A 21,746-nucleotide genomic window follows, 5' to 3' on the forward strand; every position below is an offset into this window, starting at 1 on the left:
TTTAATTAAGAGTTTTCCCTTCCTTATCCTTAAAACGATATTCTAAGTATGTGTATGCATCCCTGGGCTGAATTTTTACCCATTTCTTATGTTCTAAAAACCATTTAGAACGTATAGAAGGGAAACCTTTGGTTAGGTAAGCCGCAATAAAAGGATGTATATTAAGGGTAATACTTTTATCCTTGGCCGCACCTTTTAAGATGCGTTCTAGGTGAGCGTTAATCTTTTCTATCAAAACTATAGGAGCTTCTACCTCTTGGCCATTGCCACTAGGGTTAGCTTCACTAGTTTTAATATTCATTTCTGGACGCACACGTTGTCTAGTAATTTGTACCAGACCAAATTTACTCGGAGGTAAAATTTTGTGTTTTGCCCTGTCGTCTTTCATTTCATCTCTTAGGTGATCAAAAAGTTTTCTTCTATGTTCACCTTTGGTCATATCAATAAAGTCTACGACAATAATACCGCCCATATCTCTTAAACGTAGTTGTCTTGCAATTTCTGTAGCAGCCAATAAATTCACTTCTAATGCAGTGTCTTCTTGATTTTTGGCTTTATTAGATCTATTGCCACTATTTACGTCTATTACGTGTAATGCTTCGGTATGCTCAATTACCAAATAAGCACCACGACTCATGGATGCGGTACGTCCAAACGAAGTTTTAATTTGTCGTTCTATTCCAAATTTTTCAAATATTGGAGCAGAACCGGAATATAATTTTACAATGGATTCCTTGTCAGGAGCTATTTCGTGCAAATAATCCTTGATATTGTCATGAAGCTCTTCATCATCAACATGTATACCGGTAAAGGTATCGTTAAATACATCCCTAAGTATAGAAGAAGCTCTATTGAGTTCTATTAGTACTTTAGATGGATGGTTGGCTTTATGCAAGGTTTTGCACATTGCTGTCCATTTATTCAGCAAATTTTGAAGGTCTTTATCTAATTCCGCGACTTTCTTGCCCTTGGCAACGGTGCGTATAATTACTCCGAAACCTTTTGGTTTAATACTGGTTACCAATCTTTTTAGGCGCTCTTTTTCTTCCCTACTTTCAATTTTTTGGGATACAGATACGCGTTCTGAAAATGGGACCATAACTAAATAACGCCCAGCAATAGATAATTCTGAGCTTATTCTTGGTCCTTTGGTAGAAATTGGTTCTTTTACAATTTGTACCAGGATAGATTGGTTGGCCTTGACAACATCGTTGATGGTGCCGTTTTTATCAATGTCTTTTTCAAACGGAAAATTCTTTAGAGAAAAATCTTTTAGCCTACCGCTTCTGGCTTGTTTCACAAACTTTAACATAGTAGAAAGTTGTGGGCCAAGATCGTGGTAGTGCAGAAATGCGTCTTTCTCGTACCCTACATTTACAAAGGCGGCGTTTAAACCGGTTACAGGTTTTCTGATTTTGGCTAGAAATATATCGCCAACAGAAAAACTGTTGTTATCCTCTTCTTTATGTAGCTCGGTAAGTTTTCCATCTTTAAGTAAGGCAAAATCTACGGCGTCAGAACTAGATCTTACGATTAATTCTCTATTCACCTTTTTAAATTTGTACCTACGCCCTATTAAAGGGTATAGATGATTAAACAATTATGTTTGTCGATTAGCTAATCGAAATTCAAATTATTGTTGGACCCGTAATGTCAATGAACGTATTCTTTTAAAAAGAAAAAAGTAGTCTATCGACTACTTTTTCTTGTGTCGGTTGGCTCTTCTACGCTTTTTTCTTTTGTGCGTTGCCACCTTATGTCTTTTTCTTTTTTTACCACTCGGCATACAGCGTTGCTTTTATATTATTACTTAACTTGAACATTACTCTTAACTCCCTCTACAAACACTTTAGCAGGTTTAAATGCTGGTATGTTGTGTGCAGGAATTTTAATCGTCGTATTTTTTGAAATATTTCTTCCGGTTTTCTCGGCTCTAGTTTTGATAATGAAACTTCCAAAACCTCTAAGGTAAACATTATCACCATTCTCCAAGGATGTTTTAACCTCTTCCATAAACGACTCTACAGTCGCTTGTACATCACCTTTCTCAATACCCAGCTTCTCTGAGATTTTAGAAACAATATCCGCTTTCGTCATTTTCCGTTATAATTATTAATAGGTTTTTTAAATTGGCTTGCAAATATATAAATGTTTTATATAACGCCCTAAAATTTAAGTATATAAACTGTTTCAACCTTTAGTTAGTATTTTCCTACATGAATTTTTCTCAAAAAATATTGCGCTGGTACCAAGAAAACAAGCGGGATTTGCCTTGGCGAACTACCATTGACCCTTACAAAATTTGGCTCTCAGAAATTATGCTACAACAGACAAGAGTAGCTCAAGGGATACCTTATTATGAAAAATTTATAAGGCATTACCCTACTGTTTTTGACATGGCAAAAGCAGATGAAGAAGAAATTTTAAAGCTTTGGCAGGGTTTGGGTTATTATTCTAGGGCCAGAAACATGCATGCTACCGCTAAACATGTTGTGCAACATTATAATGGTAAATTTCCTAATACGTATAAGAAACTATTACAATTAAAAGGTGTAGGTGATTATACGGCCAGTGCAATAGCATCTATCTCTTTTGGGCAAAAAGAAGCGGTCTTGGATGGTAACGTTTTTAGGGTGCTGGCACGCTATTTTGGTATTGCGTTGCCTATAAATGAGACCGAAGGAAAGAAATATTTTAAGGAACTGGCCATAAGTTTACTCCCTAAGACAGAATTAAGGGATTACAACCAAGGTATTATGGAATTTGGGGCCATACAGTGTGCGCCCAGAAACCCAGATTGTTCAATATGTCCTTTAAAAGATAGTTGTAAGGCTGTGGAAGAAAATAAAATTTCTCAACTACCCGTAAAAATCAAAAAGGGAAAAGTAAAGCTTAGATACTTTAATTACTTGGTGTTTTTAGATCAAAAGAAAAACACATTAATGGAGCAAAGAACAGGTAGGGGTATTTGGCAAAACTTGTATCAATTTCCGTTATTGGAAAGCAAAAAAGAAATAACTTTAGAAGAGGTTGAAAAATATGTATTGGGTCAGTTTGGAAAAACAGAAAAGATTCATCTTTACAACCCTGATGCGGTGGTTCATAAATTATCCCATCAACATCTAATTACACGGTTTTGGATTATAGAAAAGACCAATTTAGCAGATACGGCGATATCTTTAGAAGAGGCAAGGAAATTTCCTGTTCCAGTTTTGATTGCACAATTCATGGAGCGCTTTAAATTTTAGTATTTTTGACGATTATGAGCGGAACATTAAACAAAGTAATGCTAATAGGGCATTTAGGAGACGAAGTTAAAGTACATTATTTTGAAGGTGGCGGATGTATTGGAAGGTTTCCGTTGGCTACAAATGAAACGTATACCAATAGAACTACCGGAGAACGAGTAACCAATACGGACTGGCACAATATTGTTGTAAGAAACAAAGCGGCAGAAGTTTGCGAAAAATACCTAAAAAAGGGCGACAAGGTGTATGTGGAGGGGCGTCTTAAAAACAGACAATGGCAAGGAGAAGATGGTAATACCAGGTACGCTACGGAAGTACATGTACAAGATTTTACTTTTTTGACCAATAAAAATGAAAGTGGGTCTCAAGGTGGCACTAACCAAAGTAAAGCAACAGCTTCTAGCGGAGGTAATAATCAAGGTTATGCAATGCCAGAACAAAAAACTCCGCTTCAAGAAAATGAAGAAGACGATTTACCGTTTTAATAGACCTAAATTTATATAATTGGACCCAGAACCCTGTTGTTTAATAGCTTTAGCTGCAACCTACAATGGTGTTTTCATTGTTCAGGTAATTGTTCTTTTTGTTTTGTTATTATGCTCAGCAATGATTTCCGGTGCAGAGGTGGCGCTTTTTGGTTTATCTGCCACAGAATTAAACGCAATAGAAGAACAGAATACCGCAAAAGGCAAGTTAATTGTTAAACTACTTGCCAAGCCTAAAAAATTATTGGCAACCATACTTATTGCTAATAATGCTATCAATATTGGTATTGTATTGCTATTTAGCGTAATTGGCGACACTCTTTTTGCTGCTATGAACCAATTACTATTGGGTTTTGTATCCGTACGGTTTATTCTAGAAGTGGTTTTAGCTACTTTTTTAATTTTAATGTTTGGAGAGATTCTTCCTAAAATTTACGCCAATCGAAACAAAGTACAGTTTTCTCATTTTATGTCAAGACCAGTAAAACTGTTAGATACCTTGTTTACACCATTTAGTATGCCCATGAGATCGGCTACTATTTTTTTGCAAGACAAATTGGGCAAGCAAAAATCTAGTTTTAGTGTAGACCATTTATCCCAAGCCTTAGAACTAACACAGGAAGGAGACACCACAAAGGAGGAACAAAAAATTTTAGAGGGCATCGTAAATTTTGGGAATACGGATACCAAGCAAGTAATGAGACCTAGAATAGACATTTTTGCTTTAAATGCAGAAATGAAGTTTCCAGAAGTTTTAGAAGAGATTATGAAGAACGGTTATTCTAGAATACCCGTTTTTGAGGAGCATATGGATAATGTTTGTGGGGTACTATATGTAAAAGACCTTTTACCTTATTTAGATAGAAAGAATTTTAATTGGATGTCTCTAATTCGAGAGCCTTACTTTGTTCCCGAAAATAAAAAGCTAGACGATTTGTTGTTGGAGTTTCAGGAACAAAAGAAACATTTGGCTGTTGTTGTAGATGAATATGGAGGAACTTCTGGTATTGTTACCTTAGAGGATATTATAGAAGAAATTGTTGGCGATATCAGTGATGAGTTTGATGACGAGGATTTAATCTTTTCTAAACTGGACGATTATACTTTTGTTTTTGAGGGTAAAACCAATCTAAAGGATTTTTACCGTGTAGTAAAAACTACCGATGAGCAAGAAGAACAGTTTGAACAGAATAAAGGGGAATCTGAAACCATAGCTGGTTTTGTGTTGGAGATTTCAGGGGGCTTTCCAAGAAAAGGAGAAAGCGTTCAATTTAATGGATATAAATTTACTGTTGAGAGTCTAGATATTAAAAGGCTAAAACAAATAAAGGTAAACTTACCAAATGAAAAGTAGAATTCTGATCATATTTTCTGTGATGGTAGTCTTAGTTTCTTGTAAAGAGGAAGTAATGCCAAAACCCAAGGCAATGTTGCGTTTGCAATATCCAAAGGGGAATTATAGCACTTTTAATGCCCAAAAATTTGAGTTTTTAAAAAATGATATTGCTTCGATAAAACAAGAAAAACAAAGCGGTCTGGTTTTGGATTACCCTATGATGAAAGGCTCTTTATACTTAACGTACAAACCCATAAATGGAAATTTAAACCAGTTGCTAACAGATGCGCAACGCTTATCTTATGAGCATGTGGTTAAAGCGGATAACATAGTAGAGCAACCTTTCCTAAATCCAGAAGATGGAGTTTATGGTATGTTTTATGAAGTTACCGGAAACGCCGCTTCGCAATCCCAATTTTATGTAACGGACAGCACCAATCATTTTTTAACAGGATCGCTATATTTTTATGCAAAACCCAATTATGATTCTATTTATCCGGCGGCAATCTATTTACAGCAAGATATTAGAAGGGTAATGGAGTCTTTAAAATGGAAATAAGTTATTCTTGTTCCAAAAGTGCTTCTGCTCTTGCAATACTAGAGTTTATTTGCTCTTTAAGCTCCTTAACTTTTACCTCCTCTTCGTAAAGCCATTCCTGTTTTTGAGGGCTTAGTTCTTTGCCGTTCAAGATTTCATCAGAATCAAAGCGATCACCAAAACCTTTCATCCAATCCATCATGGCCATATTTGCATCTTGCAAATCGCTCATCGCTTCTTGGTATACCAAACCTTGCTCGGTAGTGTCCACTTTTTCTTTTAACTGCCCTACCAAATTACCAAGTTTACCCATTTTAGGCATTACCTCATCATGGATGGCCATTACGGTTTGCATTTGTGTAGTATCTGTTTTTGTTTCTTGCTTTTTTTCGTTACAGGCAAAAAAAATAAGGCTTATAAATAGGAGTGCTATTTTTTTCATGGTCAAAAGATTTAGCGAATTAATTAGGACAAAAATACGTATTCTAATTTTTGTTGAATTGGACTTAAAATGCCTCCATTTAATATAGAAAGGTGACTTTAGTCACAAAAAATGACGGACAGGCCAATTACTTTTACATAAATGTGGCATCTTCATGGGCATCCGTTTCATTGTTTCTATTTTTATTTCCATAATACTGCTCAGTAATCTTCGGTTCTCGAGCATGTATTTGTATTACGGTATAGCAAAGGAAGATTTTATTGAGCGTCTGTGTGAGAATAAAAATCGCCCAGAACTAAATTGTGACGGTAAATGTGTTTTAGCACAAATGTTGCAGGCAGATGTAGACAATAATCAAGAGCCATTACCACAAATTGGATGGGAAAAAATAGACTTTTTTATATACTTAGCTGATCACGTAATTTTTAATTTCCATTTTTCTAGCAATAAGGCTTCTATTTTTAAATACAACTTTTATAAATTTCATTTAATTAAAGTTTTAGGTCAACCACCACAGCTGTAAGATTTATATACAAGGCTATTCGCCAAAATTCTATACTTAAATCTTATAATTTGTAACGAAATGAAATTTCAATTAGGCGCTTTTTGCGTTACCACCTTATTGGGTATAAATGTTTTTGTAGGTCAAGAACAAAAAAAAGATACCACCACAACTAAAACTATATATCTTAATGAAGTTATTTTAAATGCTGACAAGAAAACAAATCCTGCTGCTAGTTTTGTAAATACTCAAAATGCTAAAAGAGTAGTACAGCCAAAAAATGTAGCAGACTTGTTTGAAGATGTTAACGGTTTTGCACTAATTAAAAGAGGTAATTATGCCATAGACCCTTCCTTAAGAGGTGCGCAATATGAGCAATTAAATATTCAATTTAATGGAGGCACAAAAGTAATGCACGCCTGCCCTAATCGTATGGACCCCATCACTACTCATGTGGTTCCAGAAGAAGTTCAAAAAATAGAGGTGATAAAGGGGCCTTACTCAGTAAGATACGGAGCAACTTTTGGAGGTATTTTGAATTTGGTTACTCAAAAAAACACAACTGAAAAACAGGGATATCATGGAAAACTAAGTTTTGGTGACGAGAGCAACGGTAATTCGATTACTACAATGGCTAACATAGATTATGCTAAAGATAATTTTAATGCTGCCATAAATTTTGGATATCGAGATTTTGGAAATTATGAAGATGGCGATGGTAATGAAATACCGGCCTCTTTTAAAAGTACAGATTATGGAGTACAATTAGGTTATAATTTCAATAATCAACGATTGCAATTAGGGTTTAGACAATCTTTTGGTAGAGATGTATTGCATGCAGGTTTACCTATGGATACTGAGGAGGATAACAGCTCAATTGCGTCTGTAGATTATAAGTATGAAGTATCTTCAAAAAAAATACAAGAAATTAATGCCAAAGCATATTATTCTTACGTAGATCATTTAATGACAAATACCTTACGGCCTTCTATCTCTAGAGTGGCGGCCGAATCAGCGGTAGATGCAACAACTTTAGGCGGTAAACTTGAATTAGTGTGGAATTTTCTTGGCAATCATGAACTATATACAGGGTTTGATGCATTGCATATTTCTAGAGATGGTTTCAGGGATCGTATAATGAAACAAAATATGATGGGTCAAAATTTGGCTAATCCTATGGAGTTTACTGATAAAATATGGCAAGATTCTAGAATAACAGATTATGGTGTCTTTGCAGAAACCGATATTTCCCTATCCAATTTTTTATTGTTAAAAGTTGGAGCGCGTTATGATTTGGTAAATGCCAAAAGCAACGACCCAGCTGACGATTTTTTAGCCTATTATCCAGATTTAGATTCAAGAATTGAACACAATTTCAGTGGTACAACTACTTTAAAATATGCAGCCAATGAAAACCTTATGGTTGAATTGGCTTTTGGTAGAGGTGTAAGGTCTGCTAACATGATTGAGCGTTTTATCAATCATTTTACCGTTGGGCAGGACCCGTTTGAACATGTTGGAAATCCTAATTTAAAAGCAGAGGTAAATCATCAATTTGAATTGGGTTTGAAAGGATATTCGGTTTTCGAGGGCGCTTTTCTTGATAAATGGAGTTATAGTGCATCAACGTATTATGCTGATTATACTAATTATATAGCACCTTTAATAGACGAATCACTAGCTAAGAAATATATGCCAGCTGCTGAACCAACTGCGGTTAAGCGATTTGTAAATATTGATAACGCTTATAAAACTGGTTTTGAGTTGAGTACAGGAGTAGATTTTTTAACCAATCTTAATGTTACTGCTGAAATGGCCTATGTATATACTAAAAACCAAGACTTGAATGAATCCCTTCCGTTAACTCCGCCCTTAACTACAAGGCTTCATTTAGCGTTTGAAAAAGAAAAATTTTGGACAAAAGCTAGTTATGTGCTAGTATCTGAACAAGATAAAATAGCACCATCTTTTGGAGAAGGTGTTACCGATGGTTATGGTTTGATAAATTTAAGATTAGGTGGCCGGCCTTTTAAACATTTTGATGTTGGCGTAGCTGCCTTAAATTTATTTGATGTAGCCTATAATAACCACTTAAACTTTTCTTTTACCAATCAGGCTAATTTTGGTAGGGTGCCTATTAATGACCCAGGAAGAAATTTATCTGTATTTGTTCAATATTCATTTTAATAAAGAAGGCCGGTGAAAACCGGCCTTCTTATTTGTTAAGAACAGATTATTCAAAATCTGCTGGAGTAACTCCTTCGTTCACTTTAATTTCTTTTACGATAAAGTCGACTTGTTGTGGGCCCATAGATTGGCTCATCTTAAAGGGAAATTTAACTCCAGAAACATCTTTGTAATCATCCAAAGTAAGTGTTTGGGTTATTTGCTGTCCCTGCATTTCTTGAACATTAACTTCTTGAATTTTTAATCCGGTTTCTAGATCATAGTAAACGATTTTATTATCCGTTACTTTAACTTTGTAGGCTTTTTTACCATTTACTACTTCTACGCCTTCTAAAGTTAAACCGCCTGCTGCCAAGTAATTTAATTCTGGAAACGGCGCAGATTCTTCTTTAATTTTATTAATCTCATCTTCGGTAAGGTCTTTGCGTTGACCTTGCATGGTCATATATCCTTTATTACCATCTAGCACTTGTTTATTCATGGAGTTGCCCATAACTTTTACATCTTGCATAAATTGGTTGTTAGCGGTTTTTTTCATTTCTAACTCCAACTTCATGCCTTGCATTTCTGCTTCTGCTACCAAGGCATAGGACGCTACGTTTTCTAAAGCTTGCTTACCACCAATAGCGGCAATGTATTTTTCTATAATTGTATTGGCATCCATACCTTCAGGTATGGCAACTTCATAATTTGGTTTCTCTACTTTATTGGCATTTTTATCAAAATACCTAACCGGTACAGTTTTTCCATTAAAGCTAACTTTTTCTAGATTTTCTAGAACATCACTTCCTTTGCCTACCACAACTATACGGGCATTATCCGTAGAGAAATATTTATTTGCCGCGGCTTGCACTTCTTCTATTGTAATGGCGTTAATGCGCTCTAAATAGGTTTCATAAAAGTCTTTGGGTAAACCTTCTTTTTCTATGTTAAGAGCGTAATTTGCAACGGTTTCTGGATTTTCTAATGCCATTACAAACCTTCCGGCATATTTTGCCTTGGTGTTTTCTAACTCTTCTTTTGTAATGGGTTCTTTGCGTATACGTTCTATTTCTTTTAGAATTTCCACAACAGAGCTATCCGTAACTTGGTTTCTTACTTGTGCTTCTGCAATAAATCTAGATTTGGAATTTTTATTACTTCCTAAAGACGAATAAGACCCGTAGGTGTATCCTTTATCTTCACGTAGGTTTAAGAATAATCTACCTTCGCCACCACCACCAAGAATTTGGTTGGCAATTAATGCGGCCAGGTAGTCGTTATCCTTCTTTTTTAGGTCTACCAAATTTTCTACAACTACTTGAGATTGTACGGCGTTAGGTACATCTACAAAGTTTATTTGGGTGTACTGAACGTCTTTAGGTTCAGAATAACTAAAAGAGGGTGGTACTGCCTTAGTCCAAGGTGTAAAAGCTTCTGTGATTAATTTTTTAGCTTCTTTGAAATCAATATCCCCAACCACAATTAAATATGCATTTGCAGGAACAAAGTAAGAGCGGTAAAATTCTTCTACATCTGCAAGGGTAACGTTGTTAACGGTCTCCTCGGTGGTCATTTCGCCATATGGATGTCCTTTACCATAAGCCAGCGCGGCCTGTACATTAGCAGCAATGGTAGAGGCATCCTTTTCGGCAGATTTTAGCCCGGTAAATATTTTAGCTTTTTCCTTTTCAAACTCTTCCTGTGTAAAATTTGGATTAATGGCTGCATCTGCCATTAGCGCTACAATCCTTGGAAAATACTTGGACAAAGAACTGGCAAAGGCACTTTGGGATCCAAAAGCGATACGTGCACCTAAAAAGTCAACTTCCTCGTTGTAGGCATCTTTAGAAATATTTTTGGTACCATTACCCAATAGGCTGGACAATAAGCTAGATACGCCAGCTTTATCACCTTCTGCAATAGGAGGGTTGTCAATGTCTAATTGAATGCGAACACGGGGTAATTTATGGTTTTCTACCACCATCACCTTTAATCCGTTTTTTAATTGAAAGGTATTTGGTTCGGATAGGTTTATTTTGGGAGCGGGTCCTGCTTCGGGTTGTTTGCTCCTGTCTATTTGAGCGGTCATGGTTGCCGTAAAGAAAACCAAGGCCAATAGTGTTATAATGTTTTTCATGTCTTTTTCTTAGAATTCTGTTTTTTCTCCAGGTAAATAGTTGATAAGTACACTTTGGTTTGGCTTTAAATATTTATTAGCCACTTCTTTAATTTCTTCTCTGGTTATAGAGCGATAAATGTCTATCTCTTTATTGATAAGACTAGTGTCTCCGTATAATAAATAATTGGTGGCAAGTGAACTTGCTATACCCTCTACACTAGAGTTGGAATTTACAAAGTTGTTTTCAAATTTATTTTGAAGTTTCTGGTAGTCGTTCTCTGAGATTAATTCGTTTCTAACCTTGGAAACTTCTTCTTCTATTCCAAACTGTAAACTTTCTAAGGATGTTTCACCTACTGGTAAGGCAAAAACCAAATACATGCCATAATCTTCTTGCGGAATGTTAAAAGCGCCCACTTGAATGGCCTTTTTTTCTTCGTCTACTAGTTTCTTGTAAAGTTTAGAACTCTTTCCATCACTTAAATAGGTAGAAATCATGTCCAAAACATAGGCGTCTCTTTCTTTAAACCCAGGTATGCGGTATGCGGTACCAGTGGCAGGAATTTGAATATTGGCATCATAAGCGGTTGCAACCTTTTGTTCCGTAATTGGGTCTTCTAAAGGGTAATTACGTACAACAGCGGCACCTTTTGGTATAGGACCAAAATAATCTTTAATCATTTTCTTGGTCTCGTTTATTTCAATGTCGCCAGCAACTACTAGAACAGCGTTATTTGGTACATAGTATTTTTCATTATAAGCAACTACGTCTTCTAAAGTTCCCGCATCCAAATCTTCCATATAGCCAATATTAGGGTCTTTGTACGGGTGCTTTTCAAATAAATTCTTACCTAAGACCATTAAAAAAGATCCATAAGGTGAATTGTCATAACGCAGGCGCTTTTCTTCCTTAACAACTTCTTTTTGGGTATCTATACCGGTTTGGTCTATAACTGGGTGTAGCATGCGCTCCGATTCTAACCATAACCCTAACTCTAAATTATTAGAAGGGAAAACCTCGTAGTAGTAGGTTCTATCTTGAGAGGTATTTGCATTATTCTTTCCTCCATTAGAAGATACAATTTGAAACCATTTACCTCTTTCTATGTTCTTGGTGCCTTCAAACAATAAATGTTCAAAAAAATGGGCAAATCCGGTTCTGCCCTCTGTGCGGTCTTTACCACCTACATGGTACATTACAGATGTTGTTACCACAGGGGCACTGTTGTCTTGGTGCAAGATTACGTGTAGTCCGTTGTCTAGATCATACTCTTCAAACGTAACTTCTTGAGCTTGCACACTTAAAGCCATGGCTATAGATGCCAAAGCCGTTAGTGAGAATTTCTTCATTTTCTATAGTTTAATTGATTAACCGTAAGGTTTGTCTAATATACGGTCTATTTGTTACAACTTATAAACTGTTTACCTATTAGATTTTTTTAAAAGTTGGTGTTGCATCATTTTATTCTGTATCTTAAGAAGAAAACTAAATACATGAGCATTAGAACGTTACCTATAAGATTTGGCTTGGTTACAGCTGCAGTTTTAATCGCCTATTTTTTAATTTTGTCTTTATTGGGCAAACACACTAATATATTTTACAGCCTTTTTAATGGTGTAATTACTGGTTTTGGAATACATGAAACCATCAAATACATTAAAATTAGAGAAGGCAATAACTTTAGTTATGGAGATGGATTTAAATCTGGATTAATTACAGGTTTCGTGGCCACTCTTTTGTTTACTTTATTTTTTGCTTTTTACTCAACCGAACTAAATACGGTTTTTCTAGAAAAACTTTCAGATGTTTGGGCTAAGGACTATGGTAATTTTAAGGCAATTGTGTTTTTCACGGTAGCCATTATGGGCATGGCTACCACTGTGGTTTTAACCCTAGCTTTTATGCAGTTGTACAAAACCACCAACAATACCCATAAATAAACTATTAAAAATCTACCGCAAGGGTTGTAGATTAAGGAATTAGCAGTATATTTGCACCCGCTATTTAAGAAAATAGCCAATTAATCTATTTATAAAATATTTGATTATGTACGCAATCGTAGAGATGGCAGGGCAGCAATTTAAAGTTGCGAAAGACCAAAAAGTGTACGTACACCGTTTGCAAACAGAAGAAGGTGAGAAGGTTACTTTTGACCGTGTTCTTTTGTTGGACGACGCAGGTACGGTTACTGTTGGCGCCCCAGTCATAGATGGTGCAGCTGTAGAAGCTAAAGTTGTAAAACATCTAAAAGGCGATAAAGTAATTGTCTTTAAAAAGAAAAGAAGAAAAGGGTACCGTAAGAAAAATGGTCACAGACAATATCTTACAGAGATTGTTGTTGAGAACATTTTAACTAGTGGTGCTAAAAAAGCTGCTCCCGCTAAAAAGAAGGAAGCCGCTCCTAAAAAAGAAGAAGCGCCAAAAGCTGCTCCGGCAAAAGCAAAATCTTCTAAGGGAGACGATTTGAAAAAAGTTGAAGGTATTGGACCAAAAATCGCTCAGACATTGAACGAGGCTGGTATTACTACTTTTGCTGAATTAGCAAAGACAGATGCAGCTAAGATTGCAGAAATCATTGCAGATGTACGTGGTAACCACGTAACGGATACTTGGCCAAAACAAGCAGAACTTGCTGCCGAAGGTAAGTGGGACGAGCTTAAGAAATGGCAAGATGAATTAGACGGTGGTAAAGCATAAGCTTACCGCTACAAATAATAGTAAAGACAAAACCTAGAAAACATGGCACACAAAAAAGGTGTAGGTAGTTCTAAGAACGGTAGAGAATCAGAATCGAAACGATTAGGCGTAAAGATTTTTGGTGGCCAAGCTGCAATAGCTGGTAACATCATTGTTCGCCAACGTGGAACAAAACACAATGCTGGTGATAATGTATATCTTGGTAAAGATCATACATTGCACGCAAAAGTAGATGGTTTAGTAAAGTTTGAGAAAAAAGCAGGAGGTAAGTCTTTTGTTTCTATTGAGCCTTTTGAAGCTTAATTAATACTCAACTTATAGTATATAGAGCCCTTACGAAGTAATTCGTAAAGGGCTTTTTTAATTTATACCTAACCTTAAACTAACGTTAGATTTATTTCAATAGCATAGTTTCACAAGTTTGTATTCATTTTCAAACTGCTTCAAAGTGAAATCAATTACCATCACTTTTCTTTTAATTCTTGCAATTGGGCAAACTGTGGTTGGTCAAGCGCAAGTAGCGCCTAAAACTAAACTCCAATTTCCGGATTTTGAATCCAAAGAAGAAAAAACATCTTATTCCTACTACCTTCAGTTAGGAGACTATTTATATAAAGCTGGTGTTTATAACGAAGCTATTCTCAATTATCAAAAAGCTTTGCAATTTTCCTTAGAACAGGCTGATCAAAATACAACTACCACATTATTGAAATTTAAAATTGGTGAAGCGCATTTGGCCTTACGCAACTACAATTTTGCATTAAATTCTTTGAAGCAGACATTAAAAAGTACAGAAGGTACCCCTAATGAAGTTAACGTAAGAATACTTATTGGTACGTGCCATGAAAAAATGGGTCAACTATCTTTGGCTTTAAAAGAACAAATGGCCGCTTTGGAACTTGCTAAAGCGCACAACAACAAGCTGGCAACAGCCAAGGCATTGGAAAGTATTGGTAGTGTATATGAAGATATGGGCTTGTTTAAAGAAGCTAAAAACTATTTTAAAAAGGCATTAATCTCCATACCTAAAAATAATTGGGCTCTAGAAGCAAATATTTTAAACAACCTTGCAGATGCTTACAGAAAAAGTGGCGCAATCCAAGAGGCGTTGCCATTTACCACTAAAGCATTAGAACTTGCAAAACGTATAAATGATAAACACCAGATAGAAAGCGCCCACAAAGATTTAGCACTAGCGTATAACGAATTGGGGAATTATAAGCAGGCATACCAACATTTAAATGCTTCGGATTCTTTGAACGCAAAAATCTTCTATGCTCAAAATACCGAACAAATTAATGCCTTGCAATCCTTGCACGAGGCCAATACGAAAGAAGCCGAGATTACTAGTTTAAAACAAGAGAATAAGCTAGTGCGAGCAAAACAAGCGGTCTTTGCCGTGCTTTTAATTGCAATAGTTTTTATTGTTGCTGGGTTTGTAGTTTATTGGAATAAGAAACGTAGACAAAATGCGGAATTAGTACAATACAAGCAGCGTATGTTAAAGGCAGAATTGGACAAAAAGATTGCAGAAGAAGAGAGTATGCAAAAAGAAATAAAACTTAAGGCTATGGCGTTGTCCAGATATAGCTTACACCTTTCTCAGAAAAATAAAATTTTAGCTAATGTTTCTACTAAATTAAACCATATTTCTGAACGTAAAAATATCAATGCTTCAGCCAAATTAAAAGAGTTGGTAAGTGAGATTGATTTTAATTTAAAACAAGAGGAGGAGTGGAATCAATTTCAGATTTATTTTAATGATATTCATCCTGGTTTTACCTCAGAATTAATTAAAAAGGCATCTTCAAAACTAAGTGCAGCAGAGTTACGGTTGGCTATGTTGGTGCGTTTAAATTTATCTTCAAAAGAAATAGCCACCATTTTAAGAGTTACTCCAGATAGTATTCGAGTAGCCAGATATAGATTAAGAAAAAAACTGCCTATAGCACCAGAACAAGATTTAATCCATCATTTATTGCAGTACTAAGTCTTTAATGTTTTTGGTTTGTAAGCCTAATGTTAAAAAATGGTAATTGTTGCCTTGTTGTTTACGGTATTTTGGGCAGTGATTTACATATTGTTATTTTTCAATTAACATGCTAAGCCCTTTATATATCTAGTTTTGCTAGAAATCAAATACTTTAAGTAAACTAGAATGACCACACTATCAAAACACTATTATGTAACGCTTATAATGTTCTTTTTTGTTGCCTGGGGTATGGCGCAAACGGGTAACATCAAAGGGGTTATTACAGATGAAAACGGAATTTACGTACCAGGGGCTTCGGTATTTTTAGAAGGTACCCAAAAAGGTGCAATTTCAGACTTTGACGGAAAATTTACCTTAGTAAACGTTCCGCCCGCAACGTATACCTTAAAGGTTTCCTTTTTGGGATATAATGATGCTTCTCAGGAGATTGTTGTTACTGCAGAAGAAACGTCTACAATTAGCCTTTCGCTAAATCCTAAAAACATGGAATTAGATGAGGTACAGGTAACGGCATACGGGCTTGGAGGTACGGCCAAAGCGCTTAATGCCCAAAAGAACAATTTAAACATTACCAATGTGGTTTCTACAGACCAAATTGGTAAGTTCCCAGATGCAAATATTGGGGACGCCGTTAAACGTATTCCTGGTATAACCATGCAGGTAGACCAAGGCGAGGCAAGAAATATCATTGTACGTGGTTTATCGCCACAATTAAACTCAGTTACCTTAAACGGTAGTCGTATACCTTCTGCAGAGGGTGATAACCGTAACGTACAGATGGATTTAATTCCTTCTGATATGATTCAGACCATTGAAGTAAACAAAGCGGTAACGCCAGATATGGACGCAGATGCAATGGGTGGTTCTGTTAATTTAATTACAAGAACAGCTCCACAAGGTTTTAGGTTGTCTGCAACAGCTGGTTCCGGTGTAAACTTTATTACGGACAAACCCATTTGGAACGGTTCTGTGTTGGTTGGTAATCGTAGCCAAGACGGCAAGTTTGGCTGGATGGTTTCTGCAACTATTAATGATAATGATTTTGGTTCTGACAATATTGAGGCAGAATGGACAGATGAATTTGAGTACAACACGGGCGTACAGGATGTAGAAGGAGAGGATATTTTAGAAGAAGTAGATGTAAATCCTTATCCTAATGTTTTTGAAAATAGAACCTATTTGGTACAACGGGTGCGCAGAAGTTTTGCGGCAAATTTGGACTATCAAATAAACGCGAACAATAACATCTACCTAAAGTCTATGTATAATTGGCGAGATGATAGAGAGAACCGTTTTCGTTTAGAACACGAGATTTTGGATGGTGAAGATATTGGTACAGATGATTTTACCATAACCAATGGTTATCCTACACGTTTTCCGGTAGAGGCTAAAAGGCAATCCAAAGGGGGTGTAAACAATAGCCGAAATAAAAATAGGAGATTGGAAGACCAGCGTATGCAAAATTATAGCTTGGGTGGAGATCATTTATTTGGAAGCTTAAAAATGGATTGGATGGCCTCTTACGCCAAAGCTTCAGAAGAGCGTTTAGACGAGCGTTATGCAGAATTTGAATCTGAGTATGTAATTAATAATGGTACAGATTCTGAGTTTCCAGTGTTTACTCCTGTAAATGCTGCAGACACGGCCCCGGCTAATTTTGAATATGGAGAAATAAGCAACGAAAATCAATATACAGAAGAAGAGGACATAAACTTTTTTGCCAATTTTGAACTACCTGCAGATTTCTTTGGTAAAGGTGATGGTAGTATAAAATTTGGGGCTAGAGGTAGATTTAAATCAAAAAACAGGGATAACAACTATTTTGAATACGATTTTGAGGATGATTTTCCTACCCTAGATGTGGTACCAACAAGAGATATTACCGACCCAGATTTCTTAGCGGGTAGCCAATATGCTGCTGGGTTGTTTGCAACAGAAGAATGGTTGGGTAGCTTAAATCTAACAGATGGTGAAGATAAACCCGAAGAATATGCGCCAGGTAATTTTGATGTAAACGAAGATGTATTTGCCGCTTATGTTATGTTTAATCAAAAATTAGCCGACAATTTTAGTATTCTGGCAGGTGTACGTTTAGAAAACACCAAGTTAGAATCTAAAGGTAATCGTGTAAATTATATTGAGGAAGATGAAGATGCCGGAATAGAAGAGGCCATTGAAATAGAAGCAGTAGCAGAAAATAATTCTTACACTAATATTTTACCTGGCATCCATTTTAAATATGATGTTTCTCGTAGTACGGTACTACGCTTTGCATGGACCAATACTTTGGCAAGGCCAAACTATGTAGATTTAATACCCCGTGCAGAGTACGTAAACGAGGATGATGAAATATATTTGGGTAACCCGGATTTAAATCCTACCAAATCAATGAATTTTGATTTAATGGCAGAGCATTATTTTCAAAGTGTAGGTATTTTATCTGGCGGATTGTTCTATAAGAAAATAAATGATTTTATCTATACGTATCAAACCGAAACTACTACAGATATTTACGGGCCAGGAACAGAGGGATACGAAGTATACCAACCTTTAAACGGAGATGATGCATCTATTTTTGGGGCAGAAGTTTCCTTACAACGTCAATTAGATTTCTTGCCAGGTTTTTTAAGAAACATGAGCCTCTATTTAAATTATACCTATTTAACATCTAGTGCAGATGGTATAAGAAATGAAGACGGAGATGAAAGAGATGATTTGGATTTGCCTAATACCGCGCCAAACATGTTCAACGGATCTTTAGGATATTCAGATAAAAAATTTAGCGCTCGTTTATCGGCAAACTTTTCAGATGCTTATATAGATGAAATTGGGGGTAATGCTTTTGAAGATAGGTATTATGACAAACAGTTTTTCCTAGATTTTAATGCTAGTTACGCCATAAACCAAAATCTTAGGGTTTACGCAGATTTAAATAATATTACAAATCAACCATTACGCTATTACCAAGGTGTTAGTAACCGTACCATGCAAGCAGAATACTACAGCTTAAGATGCACCTTTGGTATTAAGTACGATTTGTTCAAGAAATAAAAGAAGCACGTAGGTAGTGTATATTTTTAAAACTGCCGTGCCGTAAATGGGCGGCAGTTTTTATCAAAGTTAGAAGTAAAAAAGATGAAAAAAAGCATATTGGGCATGGTCATGATTATGACCGTATTGAGCTGCCAAACAAAAAGTTCATTACCAGCTATTGCTCCAGATATTATTACTGAAAAAACAATTAACGATACGGATGATCCTGCAATTTGGGTTAATCCAGAAAATCCGGCCAATAGTATTGTATTTGGTACGGATAAGAAAACCAACGGTGGAGTTTATGCCTTTGATCTAGCAGGTAAAATCATCAAAGAAAAATCTATCACAGGTATAAAAAGACCTAATAACGTAGACTTGGAATATGGTTTTAAGTTAACAGATTCTACCCAGACAGATATTATCATGTTTACCGAAAGGGAAAGGCAGCAGGTACGCTTGTTTAGTGTTCCGGATATGAAACCTTTGGATAATGGTGGTTTTAAAGTCTTTGAAGATGCTACTGGGGTAGAACATAATTTACCCATGGGTATTGCTATTTATAAATCTCCTAAGGATAGTACGGTTTATGCAATTGTAGGCCGTAAGTCAGGTCCAAAAACAGATTATTTGTATCAATATAAATTAGTATCTTCAGGTAGTGAGGTAACCATGGAGTTGGTGCGTAAGTTTGGGGCATTTAGTGGTGAAAAAGAAATAGAAGCCATTGCGGTAGATGATGAAAATGGATTGGTTTATTTTTCGGACGAAGGCGTATGCATACGTAAATACTATGCAGAGCCCGATATGGGGAATAAAGAAATATCATGCTTTGGAGGCGAACACTTTTTAGAAGATATAGAAGGTATTGCTATTGCGACATACCCTAACGGGGAGGGATATATCATAGTTTCTAACCAACAACAAGGTGAATTCAATATATTCTCTAGAACGGACAATACTTTTGTTAAAGCAGTGAATTTAACAACTACAGAAACAGATGGTTGTGATGTGGTTACCGTACCACTAAACAATACTTTTAAAAGTGGTCTGTTTGTGGCAATGAACGATGCTAAGGATTTTTATTTTTATGATTTGGACAGACTTTTAAAATAGCTGTTGGTTTAATACTAATAAAAGCCCCAAACAATTAATGTTTGGGGCTTTTATTTTATATATAAATAAGAGCATAAAGAAAATCTTATATTCTAATGGTTGTGCCATCAAACTTGCAAAGTGTCATAGAAAAATTTTCCGTGTAGGTTAGTTTTTGTTCTTCAAGGATACCAATGGCAATTTGTTCACCCATCAAAATAGATTCATAATAATCTGTAAAGTAGTGCACGCCTGCCCAATCTCTGCCTATTGCAATATTAGAAGCTAATTTGTTAAGTTCTCCTTCTACCGTTAGATGGGTAAGGTTACATTCATTATCTAAAACGGGAACTATGTCCAGTTTCTGTCCATTTTTAGTAGAAACATATGCTAGATTAGAAGCGCAATAATCTCCGTCTGGTTTTAACTTTTTAAGTAAGTCCTTGGTTTCTTGTTGTAAATCTTCTAAATCTTCGGGTACAATACTTAAATGATGTTTATGATCAAAGAAGGCCTTTAAAATGGTGACGCATGCACCTGCAACTGTGGCATGACCTGCTCCATAAGCAGGGTGCATAGGAGAACCCTCGCAAAAAGCCATTGGCAATAGGTAGTTGTTTGCGCCATTTTTAGTTTCAACCTTATTTAAAATACATTCTAGGTTGTTAAACATTTTCTCCAGTTCAGGAGCGGTATGTTTTAAGTTGTCCAATTTGTGTAACCTTGCAGCCAAAACCTCTGGCCTGCACCTTCTATGTACGTTGTATTTTTGAAAACGAACCGCTTTTAACGCTCTTGTGGCAACTTCTGTAACTAAAGATAAAATATGCGGCCCCCCAAAATGGGCAAAGCCTTGTTGATGGTCTCTATTGTCTGCTTCTTGAAAAGGAATACCGGGATCAAAAGGAACACCTTTGGACAAGAGCATTAAGCAGGCATTTAAATAGGCTTCGTAAAGGGCATCATGGTGCACATAGGTTGCCAGATCCCTTGGGGTGTGTATAAATCTTTTTAACGGACTGGTCAGGTAATCTTCAAAACCTCTAAAATCAGCTCCATTTTGCGCATCTAGCCACTCGTCCCAATCTGTTAAAAAATCTTTTCCCGGTTCTGCGATGGCAACGCGTTGGTCAATCTCGATAGATCCATATTGTAATAGTCCTTTGGAAGGCGAGTTCTGCCCATGCAATCCGGTGTTTCCTGCTAATAGAAATTGCGAAATATAAGGGCCAACATCATCGCCACAGGTTATACCTCTAAATGCCGTTGCAGGGGTTTGTATAAAATTTCTCCTGCGCTGTGCTTGCTGTTGGTTTAGCTTAAGGTCCATGGATGGGTTAAACCAAGCTAAGGTATTTAGACAATCTGTATATTCCTTAATTTGTTCTACGTGGCTTTTTTGAGTATCTAGGGCATCTAAGGTAGTGTTGGTAGAAATATCTTCTTTTGTTTTGCCACTACCTATCCCCATTACCCCAACTGTAAATGCATTAAAAGGGATGTCTCTTAAAAGTGCTTGTGCATATACTTCGGCCATTTCAGCGTCTAATTCGGCTGAACCTAATTCTGGATGGGGAGGCATCGTTACGGCTTGGGCATCTGGACCTTCTAAATCATAGGATAACCCAGCACTTTGACTTTCCCAGGCTCTTACGGAAACGGCTTTGCCGTTTTTTCCATTATTTGCCTTGTCCGATTTCCATTTGAAATCATGATTACAATAATGTTCTCCCAAGCTGTTTTTTACGTGGCCTAGCGGAGTATCCCTAAAATCTCTAAAGTCTCCACTATCTATTCCCCTTATCAATAATTGAAAATGGTCTGGATTATCTACTAGCCCTGTAGTTTCGCAATGCGGCAACCCTTTGGTAAAATTCATTAGATAAGAGGCCTTGTTTTCGTGAGGGTCTTCAGTTTTAATCTTTTTTCTTCTAAACTTGTGTTCGTCACCATTGCTATAATGGTATGGGTGAATTCTGTTTTTAGCGGTACTGGAGGCTAGATTTCTTGCATTGGAAGCTCCTTCTCTACGTTTGCTCATAGTAATATATTTTAAAGTTAATAAGCGGGATTATTAGCGGGGAACTA

18 protein-coding genes are annotated in these 21,746 nt (G+C 36.3%); 12 read left to right on the forward strand and 6 right to left on the reverse strand.

All coding sequences use genetic code 11. The annotated features are described in order from the left end of the window. Position 1 precedes the first annotated feature (1 nt). Positions 2-1,549, reverse strand: a complete 1,548-nt coding sequence (locus ACXAGS_RS02840) for an Rne/Rng family ribonuclease (protein WP_474904350.1) — start codon at positions 1,547-1,549, stop codon at positions 2-4. A gap of 257 nt (positions 1,550-1,806) precedes the next feature. After that, entirely contained in the window at positions 1,807-2,097 is a 291-nt protein-coding gene (locus ACXAGS_RS02845) for an HU family DNA-binding protein (protein WP_010516435.1), read from the reverse strand. Positions 2,098-2,216: 119 nt separating this feature from the next. On the opposite strand from ACXAGS_RS02845, the gene mutY reads away from it, so the two are divergent. From mutY to gldD, 4 genes are read left to right on the forward strand one after another with little or no spacing between them, the layout of a single operon-like run. Further along, positions 2,217-3,248, forward strand: coding sequence for an A/G-specific adenine glycosylase (gene mutY / locus ACXAGS_RS02850; protein ID WP_474904353.1), 1,032 nt, complete (start codon positions 2,217-2,219; stop codon positions 3,246-3,248). Between the two features lie 14 nt (positions 3,249-3,262). After that, a complete protein-coding gene (locus ACXAGS_RS02855; protein WP_474904354.1) occupies positions 3,263-3,733 on the forward strand; it encodes a single-stranded DNA-binding protein in 471 nt (156 codons plus the stop codon). A gap of 19 nt (positions 3,734-3,752) precedes the next feature. Next, positions 3,753-5,087, forward strand: coding sequence for a gliding motility-associated protein GldE (locus ACXAGS_RS02860; protein WP_474904355.1), 1,335 nt, complete (start codon positions 3,753-3,755; stop codon positions 5,085-5,087). Further along, positions 5,077-5,628: a gliding motility lipoprotein GldD gene (gldD, locus tag ACXAGS_RS02865; RefSeq protein ID WP_474904356.1), complete on the forward strand. Its 552-nt coding sequence runs from the start codon at positions 5,077-5,079 to the stop codon at positions 5,626-5,628. Before ACXAGS_RS02860 ends, gldD begins: the two co-directional genes overlap by 11 nt. A 1-nt stretch (position 5,629) precedes the next feature. On the opposite strand, the gene ACXAGS_RS02870 is transcribed toward gldD, so the two are convergent. Further along, positions 5,630-6,049 (reverse strand): hypothetical protein, encoded by a 420-nt coding sequence (locus tag ACXAGS_RS02870; RefSeq protein WP_474904357.1) that lies wholly within the window; start codon positions 6,047-6,049, stop codon positions 5,630-5,632. A 223-nt stretch (positions 6,050-6,272) separates the two neighbouring features. Between ACXAGS_RS02870 and ACXAGS_RS02875 the strand changes: the two genes are divergently transcribed. Together ACXAGS_RS02875 and ACXAGS_RS02880 are read left to right on the forward strand one after the other, a co-directional pair. After that, on the forward strand, positions 6,273-6,572 hold the full coding sequence (locus ACXAGS_RS02875; RefSeq protein WP_474904358.1) for a hypothetical protein: 300 nt from the start codon (positions 6,273-6,275) through the stop codon (positions 6,570-6,572). A 60-nt stretch (positions 6,573-6,632) separates the two neighbouring features. After that, on the forward strand, positions 6,633-8,738 hold the full coding sequence (locus ACXAGS_RS02880; protein ID WP_474904360.1) for a TonB-dependent receptor domain-containing protein: 2,106 nt from the start codon (positions 6,633-6,635) through the stop codon (positions 8,736-8,738). Positions 8,739-8,784: 46 nt separating this feature from the next. Here the strand turns inward: ACXAGS_RS02880 and ACXAGS_RS02885 are convergent, their stop codons facing one another. After that, positions 8,785-10,857 carry a M16 family metallopeptidase gene (locus tag ACXAGS_RS02885; protein ID WP_474904361.1) on the reverse strand — a complete coding sequence of 691 codons (2,073 nt, stop codon included), beginning with the start codon at positions 10,855-10,857 and terminating at the stop codon, positions 8,785-8,787. A 9-nt stretch (positions 10,858-10,866) separates the two neighbouring features. Further along, positions 10,867-12,189 (reverse strand): M16 family metallopeptidase, encoded by a 1,323-nt coding sequence (locus ACXAGS_RS02890; RefSeq protein WP_474904363.1) that lies wholly within the window; start codon positions 12,187-12,189, stop codon positions 10,867-10,869. A gap of 144 nt (positions 12,190-12,333) precedes the next feature. Here ACXAGS_RS02890 and ACXAGS_RS02895 point away from each other — a divergent pair, with 144 nt between their 5' ends. From ACXAGS_RS02895 to ACXAGS_RS02920, 6 genes are all read left to right on the forward strand, one after another. Next, complete coding sequence (locus tag ACXAGS_RS02895; protein WP_474904364.1) at positions 12,334-12,780, forward strand: DUF4199 domain-containing protein; 447 nt, start codon at positions 12,334-12,336, stop codon at positions 12,778-12,780. Positions 12,781-12,886: 106 nt separating this feature from the next. Then, entirely contained in the window at positions 12,887-13,537 is a 651-nt protein-coding gene (gene rplU / locus ACXAGS_RS02900) for a 50S ribosomal protein L21 (protein ID WP_474904365.1), read from the forward strand. A 42-nt stretch (positions 13,538-13,579) separates the two neighbouring features. Beyond that, positions 13,580-13,840 (forward strand): 50S ribosomal protein L27, encoded by a 261-nt coding sequence (rpmA, locus tag ACXAGS_RS02905; protein ID WP_474904367.1) that lies wholly within the window; start codon positions 13,580-13,582, stop codon positions 13,838-13,840. A gap of 145 nt (positions 13,841-13,985) precedes the next feature. Then, a complete protein-coding gene (locus ACXAGS_RS02910; protein ID WP_474904368.1) occupies positions 13,986-15,527 on the forward strand; it encodes a tetratricopeptide repeat protein in 1,542 nt (513 codons plus the stop codon). A gap of 168 nt (positions 15,528-15,695) precedes the next feature. Then, a complete protein-coding gene (locus ACXAGS_RS02915; protein ID WP_474904369.1) occupies positions 15,696-18,581 on the forward strand; it encodes a TonB-dependent receptor in 2,886 nt (961 codons plus the stop codon). Between the two features lie 84 nt (positions 18,582-18,665). Then, positions 18,666-19,679: a phytase gene (locus ACXAGS_RS02920; protein ID WP_474904371.1), complete on the forward strand. Its 1,014-nt coding sequence runs from the start codon at positions 18,666-18,668 to the stop codon at positions 19,677-19,679. A gap of 85 nt (positions 19,680-19,764) precedes the next feature. Here the strand turns inward: ACXAGS_RS02920 and ACXAGS_RS02925 are convergent, their stop codons facing one another. Next, positions 19,765-21,699: a vanadium-dependent haloperoxidase gene (locus tag ACXAGS_RS02925; RefSeq protein ID WP_474904372.1), complete on the reverse strand. Its 1,935-nt coding sequence runs from the start codon at positions 21,697-21,699 to the stop codon at positions 19,765-19,767. Between the last annotated feature and the right edge of the window lie 47 nt (positions 21,700-21,746).

The sequence above is a fragment of the Croceivirga sp. ABH4_376 genome (genome assembly GCF_056160685.1).

Bases quoted from the DNA above. Each gene is read 5' to 3' on its own strand.
- ACXAGS_RS02920 (WP_474904371.1), top strand. From the start codon at position 18,666: ATGAAAAAAAGCATATTGGGCATGGTCATGATTATGACCGTATTGAGC.
- ACXAGS_RS02895 (WP_474904364.1), top strand. From the start codon at position 12,334: ATGAGCATTAGAACGTTACCTATAAGATTTGGCTTGGTTACAGCTGCA.
- ACXAGS_RS02845 (WP_010516435.1), bottom strand. From the start codon at position 2,097: ATGACGAAAGCGGATATTGTTTCTAAAATCTCAGAGAAGCTGGGTATT.
- ACXAGS_RS02855 (WP_474904354.1), top strand. From the start codon at position 3,263: ATGAGCGGAACATTAAACAAAGTAATGCTAATAGGGCATTTAGGAGAC.
- ACXAGS_RS02880 (WP_474904360.1), top strand. From the start codon at position 6,633: ATGAAATTTCAATTAGGCGCTTTTTGCGTTACCACCTTATTGGGTATA.
- gldD (WP_474904356.1), top strand. From the start codon at position 5,077: ATGAAAAGTAGAATTCTGATCATATTTTCTGTGATGGTAGTCTTAGTT.
- ACXAGS_RS02870 (WP_474904357.1), bottom strand. From the start codon at position 6,049: ATGAAAAAAATAGCACTCCTATTTATAAGCCTTATTTTTTTTGCCTGT.
- ACXAGS_RS02875 (WP_474904358.1), top strand. From the start codon at position 6,273: ATGTATTTGTATTACGGTATAGCAAAGGAAGATTTTATTGAGCGTCTG.
- rplU (WP_474904365.1), top strand. From the start codon at position 12,887: ATGTACGCAATCGTAGAGATGGCAGGGCAGCAATTTAAAGTTGCGAAA.
- ACXAGS_RS02890 (WP_474904363.1), bottom strand. From the start codon at position 12,189: ATGAAGAAATTCTCACTAACGGCTTTGGCATCTATAGCCATGGCTTTA.
- mutY (WP_474904353.1), top strand. From the start codon at position 2,217: ATGAATTTTTCTCAAAAAATATTGCGCTGGTACCAAGAAAACAAGCGG.
- rpmA (WP_474904367.1), top strand. From the start codon at position 13,580: ATGGCACACAAAAAAGGTGTAGGTAGTTCTAAGAACGGTAGAGAATCA.
- ACXAGS_RS02885 (WP_474904361.1), bottom strand. From the start codon at position 10,857: ATGAAAAACATTATAACACTATTGGCCTTGGTTTTCTTTACGGCAACC.
- ACXAGS_RS02915 (WP_474904369.1), top strand. From the start codon at position 15,696: ATGACCACACTATCAAAACACTATTATGTAACGCTTATAATGTTCTTT.
- ACXAGS_RS02925 (WP_474904372.1), bottom strand. From the start codon at position 21,699: ATGAGCAAACGTAGAGAAGGAGCTTCCAATGCAAGAAATCTAGCCTCC.